General features: G+C 42.5%; 26 protein-coding genes. 5 read left to right on the top strand and 21 right to left on the bottom strand.

Annotation, left to right across the window (positions count from 1 at the left end; all coding sequences use genetic code 11):
- Positions 1-29: 29 nt before the first annotated feature.
- The 4 genes from BMZ58_RS07605 (at position 30) to BMZ58_RS07595 (ending at position 2,836) form a co-directional block, all read left to right on the top strand.
- On the top strand, positions 30-854 hold the full coding sequence (locus BMZ58_RS07605; protein WP_075035943.1) for an alpha/beta fold hydrolase: 825 nt from the start codon (positions 30-32) through the stop codon (positions 852-854).
- A 336-nt stretch (positions 855-1,190) separates the two neighbouring features.
- On the top strand, positions 1,191-1,334 hold the full coding sequence (locus BMZ58_RS21045; protein WP_167360046.1) for a hypothetical protein: 144 nt from the start codon (positions 1,191-1,193) through the stop codon (positions 1,332-1,334).
- A gap of 72 nt (positions 1,335-1,406) precedes the next feature.
- The gene (locus BMZ58_RS07600) at positions 1,407-1,712 is read left to right on the top strand and encodes a hypothetical protein (RefSeq protein ID WP_075035942.1); all 306 of its coding nucleotides are present in this window, start codon (positions 1,407-1,409) and stop codon (positions 1,710-1,712) included.
- Positions 1,713-1,978: 266 nt separating this feature from the next.
- Complete coding sequence (locus BMZ58_RS07595; protein ID WP_075035941.1) at positions 1,979-2,836, top strand: manganese catalase; 858 nt, start codon at positions 1,979-1,981, stop codon at positions 2,834-2,836.
- A gap of 62 nt (positions 2,837-2,898) precedes the next feature.
- On the opposite strand, the gene BMZ58_RS07590 is transcribed toward BMZ58_RS07595, so the two are convergent.
- Positions 2,899-3,408 carry a GNAT family N-acetyltransferase gene (locus tag BMZ58_RS07590; protein WP_075036008.1) on the bottom strand — a complete coding sequence of 170 codons (510 nt, stop codon included), beginning with the start codon at positions 3,406-3,408 and terminating at the stop codon, positions 2,899-2,901.
- A 112-nt stretch (positions 3,409-3,520) separates the two neighbouring features.
- Between BMZ58_RS07590 and BMZ58_RS07585 the strand changes: the two genes are divergently transcribed.
- Complete coding sequence (locus BMZ58_RS07585; RefSeq protein ID WP_075035940.1) at positions 3,521-4,933, top strand: glycoside hydrolase family 18 protein; 1,413 nt, start codon at positions 3,521-3,523, stop codon at positions 4,931-4,933.
- A 93-nt stretch (positions 4,934-5,026) separates the two neighbouring features.
- Here the strand turns inward: BMZ58_RS07585 and BMZ58_RS21040 are convergent, their stop codons facing one another.
- The 20 genes from BMZ58_RS21040 to BMZ58_RS07490 all read right to left on the bottom strand — a co-directional run bounded on the left by BMZ58_RS21040 (position 5,027) and on the right by BMZ58_RS07490 (position 20,483).
- Positions 5,027-5,179 carry a hypothetical protein gene (locus BMZ58_RS21040; RefSeq protein WP_167360045.1) on the bottom strand — a complete coding sequence of 51 codons (153 nt, stop codon included), beginning with the start codon at positions 5,177-5,179 and terminating at the stop codon, positions 5,027-5,029.
- Positions 5,180-5,258: 79 nt separating this feature from the next.
- The gene (locus BMZ58_RS07580; RefSeq protein ID WP_075035939.1) at positions 5,259-5,678 is read right to left on the bottom strand and encodes a VOC family protein; all 420 of its coding nucleotides are present in this window, start codon (positions 5,676-5,678) and stop codon (positions 5,259-5,261) included.
- 11 nt (positions 5,679-5,689) lie between these two features.
- Entirely contained in the window at positions 5,690-6,235 is a 546-nt protein-coding gene (locus BMZ58_RS07575) for an AAA family ATPase (protein ID WP_075035938.1), read from the bottom strand.
- Positions 6,232-6,762, bottom strand: a complete 531-nt coding sequence (locus BMZ58_RS07570; protein WP_075035937.1) for a GNAT family N-acetyltransferase — start codon at positions 6,760-6,762, stop codon at positions 6,232-6,234. The genes BMZ58_RS07575 and BMZ58_RS07570 overlap by 4 nt, the downstream gene beginning before the upstream one ends.
- Before the next feature lie 15 nt (positions 6,763-6,777).
- Positions 6,778-7,050, bottom strand: coding sequence for a VOC family protein (locus BMZ58_RS07565; RefSeq protein ID WP_075035936.1), 273 nt, complete (start codon positions 7,048-7,050; stop codon positions 6,778-6,780).
- Positions 7,051-7,152: 102 nt separating this feature from the next.
- Positions 7,153-7,317: a hypothetical protein gene (locus BMZ58_RS21035; protein WP_167360044.1), complete on the bottom strand. Its 165-nt coding sequence runs from the start codon at positions 7,315-7,317 to the stop codon at positions 7,153-7,155.
- Between the two features lie 45 nt (positions 7,318-7,362).
- Positions 7,363-8,103 (bottom strand): ABC transporter permease, encoded by a 741-nt coding sequence (locus BMZ58_RS07560; RefSeq protein WP_075035935.1) that lies wholly within the window; start codon positions 8,101-8,103, stop codon positions 7,363-7,365.
- On the bottom strand, positions 8,100-9,011 hold the full coding sequence (locus BMZ58_RS07555; RefSeq protein WP_075035934.1) for an ABC transporter ATP-binding protein: 912 nt from the start codon (positions 9,009-9,011) through the stop codon (positions 8,100-8,102). The genes BMZ58_RS07560 and BMZ58_RS07555 overlap by 4 nt, the downstream gene beginning before the upstream one ends.
- Positions 9,012-9,249: 238 nt before the next feature.
- Positions 9,250-9,510, bottom strand: coding sequence for a hypothetical protein (locus BMZ58_RS07550; protein ID WP_075035933.1), 261 nt, complete (start codon positions 9,508-9,510; stop codon positions 9,250-9,252).
- 349 nt (positions 9,511-9,859) lie between these two features.
- Positions 9,860-10,612 carry an AAA family ATPase gene (locus tag BMZ58_RS07540; protein ID WP_208601413.1) on the bottom strand — a complete coding sequence of 251 codons (753 nt, stop codon included), beginning with the start codon at positions 10,610-10,612 and terminating at the stop codon, positions 9,860-9,862.
- A gap of 118 nt (positions 10,613-10,730) precedes the next feature.
- The gene (locus BMZ58_RS07535) at positions 10,731-10,928 is read right to left on the bottom strand and encodes a PspC domain-containing protein (protein ID WP_075035930.1); all 198 of its coding nucleotides are present in this window, start codon (positions 10,926-10,928) and stop codon (positions 10,731-10,733) included.
- A gap of 232 nt (positions 10,929-11,160) precedes the next feature.
- Positions 11,161-12,807, bottom strand: a complete 1,647-nt coding sequence (locus tag BMZ58_RS07530; RefSeq protein WP_075035929.1) for a glycoside hydrolase family 13 protein — start codon at positions 12,805-12,807, stop codon at positions 11,161-11,163.
- A gap of 160 nt (positions 12,808-12,967) precedes the next feature.
- Positions 12,968-14,251: an ABC transporter substrate-binding protein gene (locus tag BMZ58_RS07525; protein ID WP_075035928.1), complete on the bottom strand. Its 1,284-nt coding sequence runs from the start codon at positions 14,249-14,251 to the stop codon at positions 12,968-12,970.
- Between the two features lie 226 nt (positions 14,252-14,477).
- The gene (locus tag BMZ58_RS07520; RefSeq protein ID WP_075035927.1) at positions 14,478-15,470 is read right to left on the bottom strand and encodes a LacI family DNA-binding transcriptional regulator; all 993 of its coding nucleotides are present in this window, start codon (positions 15,468-15,470) and stop codon (positions 14,478-14,480) included.
- Positions 15,471-15,606: 136 nt separating this feature from the next.
- Complete coding sequence (locus BMZ58_RS07515; protein ID WP_075035926.1) at positions 15,607-16,263, bottom strand: response regulator; 657 nt, start codon at positions 16,261-16,263, stop codon at positions 15,607-15,609.
- A complete protein-coding gene (locus BMZ58_RS07510) occupies positions 16,260-17,843 on the bottom strand; it encodes a GAF domain-containing sensor histidine kinase (RefSeq protein ID WP_075035925.1) in 1,584 nt (527 codons plus the stop codon). Before BMZ58_RS07510 ends, BMZ58_RS07515 begins: the two co-directional genes overlap by 4 nt.
- 157 nt (positions 17,844-18,000) lie before the next feature.
- Complete coding sequence (locus BMZ58_RS07505) at positions 18,001-18,504, bottom strand: NADPH-dependent FMN reductase (RefSeq protein WP_075035924.1); 504 nt, start codon at positions 18,502-18,504, stop codon at positions 18,001-18,003.
- A gap of 115 nt (positions 18,505-18,619) precedes the next feature.
- The gene (locus BMZ58_RS07500) at positions 18,620-19,123 is read right to left on the bottom strand and encodes a hypothetical protein (RefSeq protein ID WP_139207308.1); all 504 of its coding nucleotides are present in this window, start codon (positions 19,121-19,123) and stop codon (positions 18,620-18,622) included.
- 75 nt (positions 19,124-19,198) lie between these two features.
- The gene (locus BMZ58_RS07495) at positions 19,199-19,906 is read right to left on the bottom strand and encodes a MerR family transcriptional regulator (protein WP_075035922.1); all 708 of its coding nucleotides are present in this window, start codon (positions 19,904-19,906) and stop codon (positions 19,199-19,201) included.
- A gap of 91 nt (positions 19,907-19,997) precedes the next feature.
- A complete protein-coding gene (locus tag BMZ58_RS07490; protein ID WP_075035921.1) occupies positions 19,998-20,483 on the bottom strand; it encodes a GNAT family N-acetyltransferase in 486 nt (161 codons plus the stop codon).
- Positions 20,484-20,487 lie beyond the last annotated feature (4 nt).

Below are 20,487 nucleotides of genomic sequence, written 5' to 3'. Positions count from 1 at the left end.
CCACTCATAGCAAAAAAGCAGGTGATCTCTTGTTAGAATATAAAATAATCGGTTCCGATCCTTCTAAAGAATATGTCCTCTTCCTTCACGGCATCGGAGGAAGTGTCAATATCTTTTTCCCTCAATTAAAATCATTTCGGAAATCATTCAACATTCTTGTGGTGAACTTACCAGGTCATAAAAATTCACCAAGCGTAACCAGTTACGAAAATGGATTCACTTTCGATCATGTAACAGATGAAATAGTAGAGGTTCTTGATGAGATAGGGATAGAAAAAGTACATGTCGTCGGAATCTCATTAGGCTCCGTCGTCATTCATAAATTACTGTCTGTTGTGCCACATAGAATTTCAACGGCAGTCCTGGGCGGAGCGATCACACGTATCAACCTTTTGGAAAAAGCGCTGCTCCTCTGGGGAAGCTTATTGAAAAATGTCACGCCTCACCTATGGTTATACTCCCTTTGTGCACGAATTTTAATGCCAAAAAACAACCATAAAGATTCCAGGGATGCCTTTATCAAAGAAGCCGCTCAGATGAAACGAGAAGATTTTTTAGGGTGGTACAATATTGTCCAAACCGTCCCTGATACCTTCAAACATGTAGAAGCCAAAGCTTCCCATATACCAAAACTTTATGTGACTGGCGAAGATGATCATATGTTCAAAAAAGATGTCATCAAAGATACCCATCTTTTAACGAATACAAATCTAATTATCCTTCCAGAAAGTGGACATGTAGTGAATTTAGACAACACCGATGCTTTCAACGAGTGTGCGATTTCTTTTATCCGTTCCAAAGGAGAATTCAACCCTCAACACATAAAATCACATGTTCACTCTCTCAAGTCATAATACTCTTAAAAAACCACTCGCCGGAGTGGTTTTTTTATCCTCCTATTTGTGGCTCCACCTAATAGAGCTCAAACCCTCTGCCAATTCAGGAAACAGGGAAATCTTAAGCTGAATCCTGTGGGCAAATGGAACTGTCACCTGCGTTCCCCCTGCGTTTGTACGCGATTCAATTCCTGAGCTCAGATCAAGTCCTCTCATTGGTTATAGATAAGTTAGACCTTTTCATTAATTCTATTATTAAGGGCAAATGTACAAGCGCATTTGCTAGATTCTCATAGAGTATTTATGTAAGAGACGTCTCCTACACGCATTTCTTGTGATGAAGGAGGGAGATTTATGAACTTTTTAAGAAACCTGGTTGCTGTGGTAATTGCAGTCCTGTTCTTGTTGGCACTAGTGGTAGCTGTTCTACTAGGATCAAGTGAACAACGCCAAATTGTCATCAACTGTATTGATGAAATCCTTGCCACTATCAACTAATTAAAATTTAAAGGGCTATGGCCATAGCCCTTTAAAAACTTTAAATACTAAGTAGAAAGGGGAAAATACTTTATGAACTTTGAAGAGATTCTTGGAAAAAGCCAAAAGGAAGAAAAAAGTTCTTCATCTGGTGATTTAGACTTCGATAGCCTGCTAAAGCTTGCCTCTAGTTTAACCAATCAGGATACATTATTCGATAAACTCTCTAAATCCAACGTAACGAACGAATCCAATGGAGTTGATTTTTCGAACATCGTTGAAAAAATTTCTGCAGCAACTCCTCAGACATTCAGTGGGTTAGAGGATGAATTGAATGAAATTAAAACAGAACTGAAAAAATTGAACGAGAATATTGAAGCCCTACTCAAAAAGGAATAGCGAACATAAAAAAGGTGGATGTGGATCAGCATTCCACCTTTATTTTTTGTTAAAGCCTTCAAGTACATACCACATTATTTTCAACAATTTTCTAACTGGGAATAATTTTTTTTACTAAATAAAAAAAGAGTTACCAGGTGTTTGACGTAAATACTGCAGTCCTTTGCCTCCCGCCAGCGCATCGAATTGCAACGGAAAGAAGAATAAATACTTTTTCAAACCTAATAATAAGCAAGATGATTTAACCCTTATAGGAGTGATGTTGTTTGTTTTACCATGTAAAAGAACTTCAATATAATGCGAAGCCTTCGCAACCAGATCCCGTATATGCAAAAAAGCTGCAGGAAATATTAGGCGGACAATATGGGGAAATGTCTGTCATGATGCAATACCTTTTCCAAGGTTGGAACTGCCGGGCGGAATCCAAGTATAAAGATATGATTTTAGATATAGCCACAGAAGAAATTGCCCATGTAGAGATGATAGCAACAATGATTGCACAACTCCTGGATGGGGCTCCCGCAAATGAGCAGGATGAAGCGGCGAAAGACCCTGCTATTGAAGCTGTTCTTGGTGGAATGAACCCACAACATGCCATCGTTAATGGTTTGGGAGCACAACCGAATGACAGTGTCGGTTACCCATGGACAGCCCGCTACACGATTGCCAGCGGAAATCTTTTAGCAGACTTTCGCGCTAACTTGAATGCAGAATCTCAAGGACGTTTACAAGTATGCCGTCTTTATGAAATGACTACAGACCCTGGTGTCCGCGATATGCTGTCTTTCTTGATCGCCCGTGATGCCATGCACCAAAATCAGTGGATGGCAGCGATCGAGGAGCTGGAAACCACTCAAGGCGCCGTTGTTCCAAGTACCTTTGACCGTAAAAATGAAAAACAGGAAGTTTCTTATACCTTCTATAACTTCTCTGAAGGAACAGAAAGTCAACAAGGCCGTTGGGCTGGTGGTCCTACTTTGGATGGTCAGGGAACTTTCGAATATATTACAAAGCCAGAACCAATGGGGCAAATACCTGAACTGCAACCAGGGCCGCCATATATTCACGGCACCCCACCATTATCCATGAGACAGAACCAGAACAATCCAAAGCCTTTTCAATAAGCAATGGCAAAGCGAACTTTCCTTTAGTGAGTTCGCTTTGCTGCGACTACATAAATTACTATTTAAATCTTTCTCACGTAACGCAGCGAGGTGTAGTGTGCTGCTTCTTCACTTCCATATCCCTTACTTTCATGGGAAAAGGTAAACCCTCGAGCTTCATAAAAAGGGATTCCTCTGTCATTCCCTTTTTGCACAGATACCCACTGCTCTGTTGCACCGTAACGGTCTATCTGCTGCTTCGTAAACGCATCTAATAATTTGGTACCAATCCCCTCATTCCGGCGGGCAGGATCCAAATACATGACATACAATTCTGTAGCACTCTGATCGATCATCCCTCCCCCACAGGCACCAACCACCTGACCGTCCTCTACGGCTACAATGTAACCTCCCCATTCCCTGCCTTTATTTGTTACTTCATCCAACACCCGTGCAGGGTTATAAAACTGTTCAATGATTTGCTCGAGATAACTTTCCGTATATAGATCTGCATATGTCGCTCGATTGGCTTTTGCACACACTTTGCAAATACCTTCTACATGAACTGGACTTGCTGTCTGGATTTTTATCATTGTTTTCGTTCCCCTTCTTTCCATCTAACTTTTCACCTGCGATGACACTTCGTACATAAGGACAAACAGATGGTGCATACCTTCATAAAAAGCCCACAGAAGGAGGGATGAGATGATCATTCATGTCGTACAGCGTGGGGATTCATTATGGAGTATTGCCCAACTATACAGAGCAGACCTCCAGCAGATAATCCTTTTGAATCAACTGAACAACCCTAATATCCTCGTCATCGGCCAGGCTCTCGTCATCCCGGAACCAAATAAAGAATATGTCGTCCGCCAGGGAGATACTCTATGGAATATAGCGAATCGTTACGGAATTGGTGTCCAGGATTTGGCGGAAAAAAATAACATAACGAATCCATCCCTTCTTTTCATCGGTCAAATGCTCCTTCTACCCTACTACAATTACGTCGTCCAACCGGGTGACAGCCTATGGGAGATCGCCAACCGTTTCGGTACTTCTGTGTCCCAAATCGCTGAGGCCAATAATATCGAGAACACTGGAATGATTGATGCCGGCATGTTCTTAGGCATCCCCTCTCCCCAAAGACCAGTGAAAGAAATCAATGCGTATATAACCCAGACCCAGGTAGAAGGAGCTCAGGAAGTGGCTGCTCTCGGCAGTCATTTCACCTATCTCTCCCCCTTCACTTACAGTATTAAAGCAGACGGTACGCTTACAGATTTAAACGACCAGGCTGTTTTGGAAGCAGCAGACAAAAATAATGTCTCGCCATTGCTTGTTATCACAAATTTCATCCAGGGGGATTTCGATTCGGATCTTGTTGCAACCTTTTTAAGGGATCCTGATATTCAAGACACATTTATCGAAAACCTGCTTGCAATCATAAATTCTAAAGGCTACACAGGGGTCAACTTCGACTTTGAATACGTCTACCCGGAAGACAAAGAAAATTACAATGCATTTCTTAGAAAAGTTGTCAGCCGTTTGCGACCATCAGGATTAACTGTCTCCACAGCGCTCGCCCCAAAGGTGAGGGAAGATCAGCAAGGGTTGTTATATGAAGCACATGATTATAAAACACAAGGGGAAATCGTGGACTTTGTCGTAGTAATGACGTATGAATGGGGCTGGGCTGGAGGCCCCCCTTTAGCCATTGCTCCCATAAACAATGTACGGGAAGTATTGGATTATGCCGTCACCGCCATTCCCCCGGATAAAATTCTTATGGGCATCCCATTATATGGACGCAAATGGGAAATCCCATGGGTGCAGGGCACGACTGCACAGACAGTCAGCACCCAACAAGCAATTCAGCTGGCTGCCAGGTATGGAGTAACTATTGAGTACAACGAAGAATACCAATCCCCGTTTTTCCAGTATACAGATGAGAACAACCAGCGACATGAAGTGTGGTTTGAAGATGCCCGCAGTGCCCAGGCTAAGTACGAAACTATAGAGGAATACGGCTTAAGAGGAGGCAGCTATTGGGTCCTCGGCATTCCTTTTCCACAAAATTGGCCGATTTTACAACGTAATTTCAAAGTGAGAAAGCTATGATTGCTCCCCCTCCGCCTGTTCAACACATCCGGAGGGGATGGATATCCATTTCCCATATCCTTTGCCATGGGACCCCTCGACAATCAAATCATTCTAGTTCTCCTTGTCAGCTAGTAAGCTCTTCACCTCTTGCAACAATTCATTTTGCTGATCTTGTTTGTCCGTAATTCGTTTACCTATCTTCTCTATTGTGTTAGTGATGGACCATAACGATAAAATAATCACGATACTAATCAAAATTGCCATATGTAATACGCCCCTTTAAACAACCTTTCCTAAATAAATAAGTGCCTCCCATGAACGTTGGCAGACACTTGATCATCTTTCAAGTCATCCCGTCCTGCTGTTTCTTGACGTTCTCTTTATGATAAGGAGATTGAGGATCTTCATCCACCACGCTAAATGTGTTGTTATCAGGATCAAAGAAATCAAAACACCTCATTGCCCCAAAACTTTCGATTGCTGTTGTCCTCACCCCACCAACGTTCAATTTTTCATGTGCCGCTTCGATATCCTCCACGACAAAATTAAAATAGCAATTGTTGTTGCCTTTTTCTATGACGAATTCGGTGGGCTGTGACTCTGTTACTTCAATCAAACCAAATTGGACGAACCCTTGTGGAAAGAAGAAACCAGCTCCTCCCTCCCATGTATCAATTTCCTTTACTCCTAGATGATTCTTATACCAATCACGGGCCTTTTCCAAATCCGTAACAGGGACAAAAACACTTCCTACTTGAAACATGAACATTCCTCCTATTTTTGATTAATCAGGCGAACAATGCTTCGGACTATCCGCGGCACTTCTGCAGGATTTTTGATGACAAAATAATGATCCGCTTCCTTACTACCAGCTTCATCTGCATCCCTTTGCTGCCGCTTCAGCACTTCCGAAAAAGTGGAAGCCGTCCGTAAAATATTCAGATTCCGCTTACTCTTTGCAATTCTCTTCTCTAAAATAGAATCTGCTATATCAAAATGGACCAAAATACTTTCCAACCCATTGTTTGAATGATAACGAAGCAGTTTCCTTCTATTCTCCGGATTGAGATTAGCATTAGCCATAATCAGGTGTTGTGCGGATTCATGCAATGCATATTCGATAATTGTTTCTGCCAGCCTATATTTAATAAGGTTCGGACCGTCTGTCGGCAGCAGTCGAGGATAATATGCAGCTAAAAATTCTGCATGGCGATCTTGGTCCACTACTACCGAATCAGGGAGCTTTCTTTCTAAGTCTTCCGCAAACGTTGTCTTGCCACTATGCGTTTTCCCGACCGTCATAATGAGGAACCTTTTCATATGTGGCCCTCATTTAAAGTTTGACTGGACCACCGATAATGGACAAACCTTTGTTCTTGTCCATGCATAGTAAAAGTGTCGTCACTTGTACCTATATACGTAAAACCATTCTTCTTTAATACCTTTATAGAAGCGATGTGAGCAGAGGTTGTTTTTGCCTCCAACTGTGAGATTTTTTCAGATTCCATTCTTTCAAGCAGTAGCGCTAACGCTCGACAGGCAACGCCTTGCCCCGTAAAATCACATCCCACTCGATAGCCAACCTCTCCCACACCTGTAGATGGATCCAGGCTGACATTCATACGTCCCATTATGGATCCTTGCTCGTCTTTGATTAAATAGAAGAACCCTTCCCTCCGGCTTTGTTCATCCAGCAAATCATTGTACTTCTCATGAAATATGTCGCTCACATAATATTCATCCCCTCGACCGGGCACCATTCGCTCAAAAAAATCCCTGTTTTCGAGTTCAAATACATATAAAGGCTCTGCATCCTTCTTTGTTAATGGTTTAAGATACACTTCCATGAACTCTCCTACCTTTCACTCAAAGAAACACACTTGCAACCGGTTTTCATCCGGATCATAAAAGTCGAAATAGCGGTTCACTCCGTCCTGATAGATGGCACTCAAGGATACCTGTTTAGTTTTCAACTCCTTATACGTACGATCAATATCATGAGAAAAGAAGATAGGATAAGCTTGATCCTTTTTTGTCTCCCCCTCCCCTTCTTGCAAAGTCAACGGCACACTTCCCTCACCTATGCTTAATACTCGATAATCTTCTCCCCGGAAAGTAACCGTGAACCCTAACACATCCAGTACAACATGGACGCCTTCTCTACATCACGCACCATCAAACACAGCGTATCAATTCGATCAATCAAACTTATACCTCCTTTACACTGGGACATACCTTCAGTAATTTTCTATAAAAGCAGAAAATTGAATCGTAAATCCTACTAACAGTACAACACCGATGACTAAACAACCGATATGGATCACTCGTTGAAACATTGTTTCTTCTTTCACCTTTTTAATCGTGGCGAGCGGGAGTAAGGTGAGCAGCACGCCAAACAGCAAAGCAAGGTCGATAGAAGAACACCCCCTCTGAAAAAATCAAGTTCCTTATCGATCGCTCCAGCGGAAAAAACGGGAGGCTAACACAATCGATACTACGGCAATACCGAGTAGAATACCCACTTCTAAACCGTACTCCGTAATTGGTGCCTCGTTCCACGTGCCACGAAGCATTTGTATCACATAATAAAGCGGCAGAACTTTCGAAACATATTGTAAAATGGTCGGCATCATTTCTACAGGGAAGGTAGCTCCAGATAAAAACAACATCAAATTCAGAAACAACGAGCTGATTGCTGCAGCCGATTGCGTGTTTTTCGCTAAAGAGGTAACAAACAAAGCAAAAGGGAAAAATGCCACGATACTGATCAATAACGCGAGCAACGTGCTTCCGATATACAAGGGAGCTTCCAAGTCATACATGACCATCCCGAAAATCATAAGCAGAAGTGCGGAGATGATAAAAATCACTGTCCCCTGCACCGTATGTGCGGTGAGGATTTTCCACGGTGGGAGCGGCGTCGACTGGTATCTGCGTAACACTCCTGTTTCCCTGTAACCAGCAAGTACCGTGCCGAGCGTAAAAAACGAAGTGGTAACAATATTCACACCGATCCAAGAAGGAATGAACAGCTCAGCAAAAGAAAACGGTCCCGCCATATTTCCGCTGAACATCGAACCGAAGAGCCAAATCATCACTACAGGAAAAAGAAATGTCCAAAACACGCTAAGACGATCACGGAAGAACATCCTCGTTTCTATGTTTGCGAGCTTAATAACTGTATTCATCCCGTTTTCTCCTTTTCTGAATACTGAACAAATAAATCATCAAGTGAACCTCGATCAAACTTGAAATTCCTCAGCACAATACCCTCTTGGTGACAGTAAGTAAAGATCTGATAAGCAGTATGCTGGAGGTCTTCACTAAACACTTTGAAATGATGATCCTCTTTTTCTACATGAGCCACGTCCCTTAGTGTTAACAGGAAATCATAAGAGACCCCCTCACTCTCAAACCCGATATAGTGGGTGGCCACATCATTCAGGAGTTCGTCCGGCGTGTTCACTGCTTTCAGTTCTCCGCTGTATATCATAGCGACACGATCACAAAGCTTCTCCGCTTCTTCCATATAGTGAGTGGAAAGCACAATCGTACTTCCTTTATCTCTTAAGGACCGGATCATCCCCCACATCTCCCGTCGGGCATGGGGGTCAAGACCCATACTCGGCTCATCAAGGAACAATAGTTCAGGCTGATGTAAGGTGGCGAGAGCGAGAGTGACCCGCTGCTTCCATCCTCCCGATAAATCTTCAAAGCAAACATCCAGCTTTTCACCTAGATCGAGTAATGCAATCAGTTCATCCTTTTGTGTATCACCTTTATAGAAAGTGGAAAACAAGTCGAGCGCTTCTTTCACTTTCATTTTCTTTTGGATCGAAGTGGCTTGAAACTGGACGCCGATTCTGTTGTTAAGTTCCCGCAACTGTCTACTCGGAACAAGACCGAGTACCTCGACCTCTCCGCCAGTAGGCTTTTGAATCCCCTCCAGGATTTCAAGGGTGGTCGTTTTTCCCGCTCCGTTCGGGCCGATGATTCCAAAAATCTCCCCTTTTTTCACTTGAAAAGAAAGACTTTTGACAGCTTGAGTAGAACCAAAAGATTTCGATAAATTCATCACGGAAATAACATCCTCCACTGATCTCGCTCCCCTTCAACAAAATGATCTCCTTTTACATACGTGTTATTTTTAGAAAAGTTCCACAATTATGTAAGGTAAAAAAAACTCTCTTCTGATTTTATCAACAAGAGAGTTTTTTTAAGGCATGTAAAAGGACCATTGCTCGTTCTGGCAAAAGAAACACTATAGAACGACACGCCTTACCTTTTCAATAATCTAGTCCTTCGCCATCAGTATATTTTATATGATGGAAAAATCAACCTTCTTTTTGTGGTGCCACCATATACTTTGTAAAATATGCCCCTATAGCAAGTAAAAAGACCGTAATCATCCAGCTATAAAGCCCGATTGCATCTAACCAGTAAGCAACCAGATTCGTAATGACAATCAAATAAAAGCAGATAGACGTTAGTGCTGTTTTGACACCGGTAATTCCCGCTTTTTTCCTTTTATATATCAAACTTATAATAGAAGAAATTAATGCAACGATCATAAGTACGGATAAAACTATTTTCATCTATACCTCCACCTCCTTTACCTCTTCATAAACCCCAGCTCTGCGTATTAGGAATGGTCCTTTACACAACCTTTTATAGCAGACAGGAAAAACCTTAAAGAATTTAGTAATAGAATGCTGTTAAACTAAGAGAAACGTTCCACAGATTTAGATCTATGACTCCTCCTATGATAAAGATAACCCCGAGTAGAATAAAGACTGATCTCGCGGCCTGAGTACTTCTTTTTTCCTTTTTAAAGTCCTTGATCCCCATCAACGGAAAAGTCAAAGTACATAAACCAGCCAAGAATATGAAAGAAAACATTCTACTCATCCTTCCGCTTGTTCACCCAATAAAAATGGTGAAACCTTACTGGAACAGGTGATGGAACAAACGATTTTTGTCCTCAAAAAACTGTTTCATGATCGAATAATGGCTTGTTTCCTCCAATGTCGTTTCCTTCATTCCGTCCTCAGTCAGTTGGATTATTTTCGCCTTTGGATAGGCCATTAATATCGGAGAGTGGGTGGAGATAATGAATTGAGATCCTTCCTGCACAAGGTCATTGATCCGTGCCAACATCGACATCTGCCGCAGTGGCGATAAAGCTGCTTCTGGTTCATCCAGTATGTATAAACCTTGTCCACGAAAACGTTCAGTAAAAGCTGCAAAGAAAGACTCCCCGTGTGATTGTTCATGCAACGATTTCCCACCAAAGGAGTCAATGACCTTTCCACCACCAAGTGGCTCCTTATCCAACTCCTCGATATTTGTGGCAACATTATAGAAGCTCTCCGCCCGGAAGAAAAAGGAATCTTTTGCCCTTTGTACCCCTTTGACCAAACGCAGGTATTCATCAAGGTTCGAATGGGAGTCATAGCTGGAGAAGTTAAAATTAAGTGTGCCACCTTCAGGGTTGAAGCCTAATGCGACTGCGATCCCTTCCAGCAACGTCGATTTTCCCATCCCGTTTTCACCGATAATATAAGTCACGTTTGGATGCAGCTTCAACTCTTCAAAGTTCCGGATCACCGGAAGATGGAGCGGGAATTGCTGATACGAGGAAATCTGCTCTCTTTTCAGATCGATGGAGCGGATATATTGTGTTTGCCCATTTAACATTGTCATAAGCGATCCCTTCCTATTTTTCATGGATGAAGCTTCATTTATCGAATAACATGCCATAAGTCCCCACTCATCTTAACATAAAAAAATAAATGCAAAAGTTACACACGATGTATTATTTTAGTAACTGTTTATCTGTCGGTATGACCATTGCCGCAACAAGGTAAATCAACCATGTAATGCCACCTGTAAAGAATCCGGATACCACTAAGATAATGCGGAGGATACTTACATCGATGTTATATAGCTCACTCAACCCTCCAAGAACGCCTGATACCTGCTTCTCATCTGTAGATCGATATATTTTTTTCATAAAAAAACCTCCTGCCCTGTATTACGAGAGAATCCTGGGATTTGTTTCATCAAAGGGCAAAACTCGTTACACTTGTAATACCTATGATAGTTTTAGTTAAAGAGAATGGAGGATTGACACGGGATTCCCAGGGGTGGGAATAGATGAATAAAAAGATATTACGTATTTAACTGTTTTATAATTTCTTAGCCGACAAAAAGACTGAACCATTTACAGTTCAGCCTTTTACCTTTTATCTGAAGTTGTACACTCGCGCCTCATAAGGACGCAAAAAAGAAGAGTCTATAACTCCAGGGTAATTGCCTAGACATAGGTGAGCGTCCTCGAACTCACTTGACAAGTCGAAGCTGACTTCTTTTTCGGACAAGTTCGTTAAGATAAGATATTTTTCTCCTTCATACCTTCGCAGATAGCTGAAAATCTCGTCATGTTCTTCTAAATATGGGGTGTAATCTCCGTAAATGAGCGCCGGCTTCTGTTTTCTCATTTCAATCAGTTTTCGATAATAATGAAAAATAGAATCCTCACTTTCCTGCTCTCTTTCGACATTGATCTCCTTGAAATTTGGGTTCACTTTCATCCATGGGGTCCCCGTAGTGAATCCAGCGGAAGGGCCTGCAGACCATTGCATTGGGGTTCGCGAGTTGTCTCTTCCTGTCCGCCATATCTCGTCCATCACTTCTTCGTGCGGTACTCCCCTCTCCGTTTCCTGTTTATAATAGTTTTTAATGGCCACATCGTCATAATCTTCAATGGAAGGGAACTGGACATTCGTCATCCCGATTTCCTGCCCTTGATAAATGAATGGAGTTCCTTGCATAAGGAAATATAAGGTTGCCAGGCATTTGCTGGATTCCACTCTATAAGAATCGTCATCCCCTAAAATCGAGACTGTCCTTGGAAGATCATGATTTTCCAGAAATAATGCATTCCAGCCTTTCCCATCCAGTGCCGTTTGCCACTTTGTGAACACATCCTTCAACTCATGAATATCTACTCCATCCTTACTATTCTCCCAGAGCCCGACATGTTCGAATTGGAATATCATATTGAACTTCCCATTTTCTTCGCCAACCCATTCGTCAGCCTCTTCCACCCCGACACCATTGGCTTCTCCGACCGTCATGATATCATAATGAGAAAATGTCTCCTCCACGAGTTCATCAAGGAATTCCTGGATTCCTTCCTGGTTTCTGTGGCCTTCCAGGGAAGGTACGAACGTCCTCCCCTCTATCTCAGGAAGATCGGGATATCCAGGCGCTTTCTTAATGTGGGAGATGGCATCAATCCGGAAACCATCGATGCCTTTGTCTAACCACCAGTTCACCATGTGATACAACTCTTGCCTTACTTTCGGATTTTCCCAATTCAAGTCCGGCTGTTTTTTGGAAAATACATGCATATAGTATTCCTTTGTCTTCTCATCGTACTCCCAAATCGACCCTTCAAAAATCGATGCCCAATTGTTCGGCTCTTTGCCATCTTTGCCTGGATGCCAAATATAATAATCACGATATGGATTTTGCTTAGAAGACTTCGATTCTAAAAACCACGGATGCTCATCGGATGTATGATTGATGACTAAATCCATGATCAGCTTCATCCCCCTGTCATGGACTTCCTCTAACAGCAGGTCAAAGTCTTCCATTGTCCCAAATTCACTCATAATTTTTTGATAGTCACTAATATCATAGCCATTATCATCATTCGGAGATTCATAGACAGGCGAAAGCCAGATAACATCAATGCCAAGGTCCTGCAAATAGTCCAGTTTGCTCAAGACCCCTTGCAGATCCCCTGTTCCATCTCCATCCCCATCCATAAAGCTGCGCGGGTAAACTTGATAAACGACCGCTTCTTTCCACCATTGTTTTTTCATAACCTTCCCTACTTTCCTACGGCTCCTCTATCATTCTTTTAGAAATACCGTCCATCTTTTGTTCTCAAGGAGTAAAAATTATTTACATACAAACAGCCTAAACTAGAAAAGCGTCTAACAATCCAGGTCAGCACTGGATGTCAGGCGCTTTCTTAAGAACCTACGATTGGTCCATGCTCGTCCATTCTTCCTTCGAATCTTCCATCAATTCGTCCCAGGTCATTTCACCGTTGAGGTATTTCTGAACATTAGAGCCCAAATAATCTCCCCATGTTCCCGGATATCCCAGGAAGACCCATCCGGAAGTTTGATCATTCGAAGCATATTCGTAAATTTCTTTAGACAATGGATCGGAGATTTCCTCTGTATCATAGCCTTCATAAGCAGGAATGAACTTGAACTCATTCAGCACATATTCCTTCCCTACATCCGAAGTATACATCCAGTCAAGAAATTCTTTAGACGCCTGAACCGTTTCTTCATCGCTATTCTTGTTCACTGCCCAGTAGTTCGGCACTCCAACAGGAAGTTTCCTTTCCTGTCCTTCAACTGGTATAGGGAGAATCCCCATCCCCTCTGCTGCAAATTCAGGATCCATTTGTTCTACAGATGGATAGATCCAGTTTCCTTGCTGAATGATCGCTACGTCTTGCAAAGAGAAATACTGTTCCACTTGTTGGGAGTAATCAAGACTTAACGTCGGTTGAATCGAATAATCATTTTGTAAATCAATCATCCGCTTGAACTCTTCATTTCTTTCAAACTGTACTTCTTCTGCTTCATAAGCGTTCAACACATTTTGATCGAATTCAGGGGCAAGGTAGACATTCGACAAGTGATTGCCAGGCACCCATTTCTCTTTTGCAGGGAAAGCGAATACAGCCTCTATTCCTAATTCTTCTTTCTTGCTATCCAATGTTTCTACCGTTGCTTTCAAATCCTCATAAGTTGTAATTTCATTAGGATCAATTCCAGCCTCACTGAACATTTTCTTATTATAAATCAACCCGTATCCTTCCTGATTGAAAGGAAGGCCATGGACTTCCCCATTTTTGGTAACAGGGTCCAATGTCCCTTCCAATGCCATGTCAGCAAGTTCTGTTTCGGAAAGATCCGCTAAATATTGTTCATAATTGGCAGCCTCGGTCGGTCCAGCAATGCTGAATATTTCCGGCTCCTCCCCAGAAGCGAACTTTGTTTTCAATGAGCCCGCATAGTCGGAACCACCACCAACAGTCGTAATTTTAATATCAACGCCCGGGTTTTCTTCTTCATATTTCTCCGCTAGTTCGTTAAACTGGTCATTAAACTCCACTTTCCCCTGAAAAATCTCAATCGTGGTCGCATCTTCTGAACCTTCCGATGACGAACCAGAACCAAAGGAACAACCAGCCAGCACACCTGCAAATAAAACAGATACAAGAGTGATACGTCTCTTTTTCATAAAATCCTCTCCCTTTGTGATATCGGTTTCACATACAATAAAAAAATATACCTACCAAAAAGCTTACAAACTGAGCGTAATTATCCACCCGCATAGCATATGATATCGGTTTCACAATTAATTAAAAAAAGATTGGCAATACAAACTCCAAGCACCTAATCCCTTTTTAATTAATTTTCATTATATACAAGTATGATAACGGTTTCAATGATTATTTATTTATTTTTTATGTGGAAGACCTTATGACCAGTTCCACGGACAGTTCTTTTTGGCGTTCTGCAAGTGGCTCATTCTTAAGTAAACTCAGAAGCATATCTACAGACTGAACACCCATTTCCTTGACCGGTTGACGAATCGTGCTCAAAGCAGGATCAATCATTTCAGCAATCGGTTGATCATCGAATCCGATAACGGCTAGATCCTCCGGGATTTTAAACCCTAGCGATTTGGCTTCCAATACAATACCAGCAGCAATTTCATCACTTCCGGTAAAAATAGCATCAGGCCTGTAGTCCATATCACTGATCTGCTGCATGACAAGTTTGCCGTCTTCTATCGTATGTTTATTAATGAACACCCAGCCAGGATTAATCTCGATTTCATATTCGTTCAACGCCTTCTGGAAACCAACATTACGGTCCTTATCTTTTCCATCGTCTACAAATAAACCACCAGTACAATAGGCAATATTTCTATATCCCTGATCGAGCAAATGTTTCGTACCCATATAAGCGGCCTTTGTCTGGTCGACCCTGACTACTGGCATTTCCGACTGACTTATATATTCATTACACAAAAGAATGGGACCGAACTTTGTATAAGATTCGATCACTTCCCTATCACTTTCAATAGAAGTCATGATGATCCCATCGACTTGCCTTGTTTTTAATAAATTTAAAAAGTAAAGTTCCTTGTCTTTCTTTTCATCACTCTGAAACATGAGTACCTGGTAATTATGATCATAAGCCTCTTGTTCTAAAGCATCTACTAAATAAGAAAAGAATGGATTGACAATTCTCGGAACAATAACTCCGATCGTATTAGTCAATTGCCCCCGCAGCCTTCTAGCGGACGGGTTTGGTTGATACCCAAGTTCCTCCATCGCTTTATAGACAAGTTCCCGCTTTTCTTTCGAGATGTATGGATGATTGTTTATTACCCGGGAAACCGTCGCTTTTGATAATCCTGACTTCTCCGCCACATCTGATATCGTCGCCATATCGTTCACTCCATTAATTATGAAATCAGTTTCACAATCATCATATCCTATTTCAGTAAACAAATGCAATTTTCATAGAATTTCCTTTATTTCGGAACTAGCAGCCACGCCCTCTCTTTTCCTGACATTATATGAATCAACTGGAACGATCGGCAAACAAGTTTTCCTTCATCGCATAAATCGCGGCCTGTGTCCGGTCCTGGACTTGTAGCTTACTCAAAATATTGCTCACATGCGTCTTGACCGTCTTTTCTGTTATGTAAAGATGGGATGCGATTTCTTTGTTACTTTTTCCAAGAGAAATTTGATACAAGACATCTTTTTCGCGGTTGGTCAACTTGAAATGGGCACCTGGATCTTTCTTTTCCGCCCCACCATTCATTTGCTCGAGCAGAAGGTTCGTCGCTTTCGGATGTAAGAGCTTTTCTCCCTTGTTGGCTGCCTGAATTGTTTTCACGAGTTCTTCAGGATCGATGTCTTTCAATTGATACCCGACTGCACCAGCTTGCAGAGCGGGAATGACATGATCCTGATCTGAATAACTGGTAAGAACGACAACTTTGGCATCTGGATGTCTAGCGATCAACTTTTTCGTCGCTTCGACCCCATCCATGACGGGCATCATTAAATCCATAAGGACGACGTCTGGCGCCAATTCCTCATACTTTTCCAATGCTTTTTCGCCATTTTCCGCTTCCCCGATCACTTCAATCTCAGGCTGTGTATTCAAATAGAACTTCAAACCTCTTAATACGACCAAGTGATCATCAACGAGCATCACCTTCATTTTCATGATTGATCCCTCTCTCTTTCTTTTTTATAAGGAAGGAATATCTCGACATTCGTTCCTCTCCCATGTGCACTTCTTATCGAAAAGTCTCCTTGTAACAAATCTACGCGTTCCCTCATACTCGTTAAACCAAGTGTTTGCTTTCCGTTGCTTTGCTTGTCGCTGAATCCATCCCCTTCATCACTCACCTGCATGCCGACTCCCTGTTTTGTTTCATCGATGCGGATATTTACTTCTTTGACGTTTGCATGTTTTGAAACGTTGTTCATCGCTTCCTGACCGATTCGCCATAATGTTTCCTCGATTTGCCTTGGCCAGTCTGGCAACCGTTCCACATCAAAGTGAACCCTCAAATCAAGATGATCGGCATACTTTTTCAATGCAGAAAGCAGCCCTTCTTCCAAACCAACAGGTCGAAGCTGCCAAATCAATGAACGCATTTCTTTTAATGACTGTTGGGACATCAACCACATATCATCCATCAGTTCTCCGAGCGACGCATCATACTTGCCGACGATTTCTTTCGCTCCTTTCGCTGTTAACGATAAAGAAAACAGCTTCTGATTTACAGAATCATGCAAATCCCTGGCCAGGCGCTTTCTTTCTTCATGCAACAGCAGCTCCTGACGCTTTTCTTGTAAAGCTATGCTTTCATACACTAAGGACAAATGCCGTGCTAGTGCTTCCAACATTTCTTTATCACTCTCACGGAAAGGGTTCTGAAGAGGAGCCCGGATTACAACCACTCCTAACACCTGTTGGTGACGGATAATGGGCAGTTTTCCACTCGAACCATCCCGCGACAGCTCTATCTTTTCTGTTAGAATTGCTGAATGCTCACTTGTGCCGAACGTAGAAGGAGAACCGACGTCCTCTTCTGATTCTGAGGCTATCAAAACGAACGTCTCTTCTTCTCTTATGTAAAAATTTGCATAGGACCACTGGAAAATTTTCTGCCCTTCTTCCACTAGAAGCTTTGCCAACTCCGTAAGTTCAGAAGCCGACCAAAGTGTACCCATCAGCTCATTCAATTTTTCATAGTTCTCCGCTCGTCTTTGCTCTTCCTGATAGAGCCGTGTGCGCCGAATCGCTGTGCCAATTTGGTAGCCAAGAGACTGAAGCAATGTCAGCTCTTCCTCTGAAAACTTTTCTTTTCTCGGTGAGGCAACATTCAACAGGCCGAACGAATCAGCACCGTCACCCAGCGGGATGGTTGCATGGTGAGTGATTCCATATGTCTCTCCCCACGATTTTTCGATCGCATCATTCAGCCGCTTACATTCAATGATATTTACAGGTTCGTTCAATTTACCGTTCCTATACCGGCTCAAACAGTAACAATCTCCGCTGCACATCGGTTTTTGATTCCCCCAGGACAATGCAGGTGGCAATCCATGATAAGCGGCCAATTGGTATTCCGGTTGATCATCCACCAGGAAAATCCAACCTGCTTCCAGCTTTGTAAGCTGCAGCAATTTTTCCAATACGGTTTGCAGCATCACCGTCAAATCATTACAACGGTTCAGCGTTTCTGCGATGACTTTCATGATATTCAGTTCTTCCACTCTTTCATACCCACTCATAACACACTTCATCTCCCTATGGAAAAATCACTGCCAATCCAGGATTCCTAAAGTATAATTCTCTAATTATAGTGTCGGATTCTTAAACTTTGGTGTCGAATACTTAAATACTAATGTCGGATTCTAAATTAACGCCCGGATTCCTCCAAACACCGTCTCACACTTGTACCGGAAAGAATCCGCTCAGCACTTCTTGCAGCTTCTCTTCACTTTCTCTACTCAAGCGCCCATCCCCAATAAAATCATCTGGATCAAAAATCATTTGTTGAGCTGCAACATCCGCATATAAACCCCGCCCAATCGTACGCATTTGATTAAGGGCATTGATTCCACCTTTACCGCCGCCGGATACAGCAAGCAGTAAAGTCGGCTTTCCTTTGAAATGATTCGACCCCAGGTAATCCAGCGCATTCTTCAGTGCTCCGCTCATACCATTATGATATTCCGGCGATACCCATACAAATGCCTCGGCTTCTTCGACTATTTTTCTTAACCATTGGACAGTCTCGTTTTGCCCTTGAGCATCCTCCCCATTAAACATAGGTAAACTCCCTTCACTCAAATCGACTAACGTACCGTCCAATTTTTCCGCAACCTCTTTGGCTACCTGCCGCGTCCGTCCATGCTTTCTTGGTGTTCCACTAAAAATAACGATACTCATTCCTCATAACCTCCTTATTCTACAGATTACGGGAATGGAGTCGAATCGGTATCAGAGAAAGGGAGGAATGTCATATACAACTTTGGACGGAAAACGTACGTTCGAGGCAAACCGTTTACGGAAGAGGAATGATGTCATCAGAATGGACTCCATCAGCTGGAGGGATTGGTTGAACATCTCCTCCTTCCCCTGGTGGGAGGGGCTCTGCTTTCCTTTCAGCTTGGAAAAGAGCAAAGAACTTTCTTCGTTCCATGAAGCTTGTCTTTTCTTCCCACTCGAAAAGAACGGAAGATCGATCTTTCGAATAATGAATAGCCATCCACTTATTTTCCTTTAATTCGAGCGTCCCCAACTTTTCTCCTTTATCCTCCGTCCTATCGGTTTGATTTGCATTTTCTATCGCTTTCATCACTTCGAAGACAGCAGCTGGATTTGTTATCTCCAACCTCTCTTCAGCCTCCGGACCCAATAACACCAATTTTGCAGGCAAATCCCTGTCCCCATTTTCTTCCTTAGAAGGTTTACTTCCCGGATTTTCCTGAACAACATAAGCGGCAGACGGTTGAGCACCTGTGACCAGGAGGACGAAAAACAAGGATACTACCAGTTTGTACATCATCTCATCCCTTCTTCATCATGAGTATATGATACAAAAAACACTTGAACCCCAACCGATTCAAGCGTTTCCCTTGGCCTATTTACGGAACAAGGAAATAAGCTTCCCTAATGTCCCTCTCGAATGTTTGACCGTATTTTCCAGTCGTTCATTAAAATCATTTTGCGACTGCCATTCCTTCTTCTGTTCTTCCCGCATCTCCTGGATCTCTTTCTGAAGGTATTCACTCTTCTCTTTCTCCCGTTGCAATAACTCTTCGTACTGCTCTTGTTGCTGTTGCATCATCTTGTCCATTTTCGTATGCGTTTTTTGAGAAAAATTACCGACACCAGAGCTGATGACATGGTGATCCTGTTTCAGGCGGGAAACAGTCGTTTTCAGTTCAGTCATATCATTCTGCAATTGCACATTCATTTCACGTGTTGCCGCCAATTCATTGACAAGGATGCGGAACATCTCTTTCGTCTGGTCCGGGCCTTGCAGTCCAGATTGGTATGTATCCGCTATGGCTATTTCACGGGAATTATATCCAGCCAGCATTTCCTTTTGTTCTTGGACAATTTCTTTCACCCGGTCTTCTTTCGGCATGTCCGCATCACGGATATCTTTCAGCACTTCGACATCAGACTTTACGAAAATCCGACGATCCCCATCTTTAAAAAACTCATAACCGTTCTGTTCTAAAAGTTGCCCATACCGCCTTACAGTCGTCGTTGCGATGCCGACCTCTTCGGCTACTTCTTTTGTAGAGTAAGCTCGTTCATTCGGTTGTATATCGTGTCGCATTTCGGGCCTCCTTTTCTACCAATATGAAGGGTTCTCTATCATTTTGCAAACCTTGTTCTCTCTATTATAAAAGTTTTTGTCCAAATACACATCATCCATCTGGTTGATTTAATACTTTTTTAAACAAAACGCGATGCCCGCCCTCTCCATCATAGTTGAGACTAACCGGAATCCCGTCGATTACTCCGTCCCCCGATTGGATTTCAAACCCCATTTTCTTATGGTAAGCGATCGAGGCTTTGTTTACCGGAGAAGTGATCGCTCTAACAATTGCCCTTCCTTCTTTCATGGCCTTGTGAAAGAAAGTTTCATATAATTGACGTCCAATGTGCCGCTCTCTATATTCAGGAGCCACACCGACGAAATGAATATACGCCTCGTCTGGCTCGCTCTGAGATAGAAAGCCGACGAGAAAACCGACCATCGTATGGTCTTCTTCTATTATAAAACCAGTATCGTGGAAATGGTCAAAGAACAAACGGGGCATCATGGATGACATCTGCCTTCCTCCCCACCATTCATTGAGCTTTGGTGACACAACCCGGTGATCTTCTCTTCTCATTTTCCTTATTTCCACAACG

The sequence above is a fragment of the Halobacillus dabanensis genome (genome assembly GCF_900114165.1).
Classification (GTDB): domain Bacteria; phylum Bacillota; class Bacilli; order Bacillales; family Halobacillaceae; genus Halobacillus; species Halobacillus dabanensis.
This window is presented reverse-complemented; position numbering and strand designations above follow the sequence as displayed.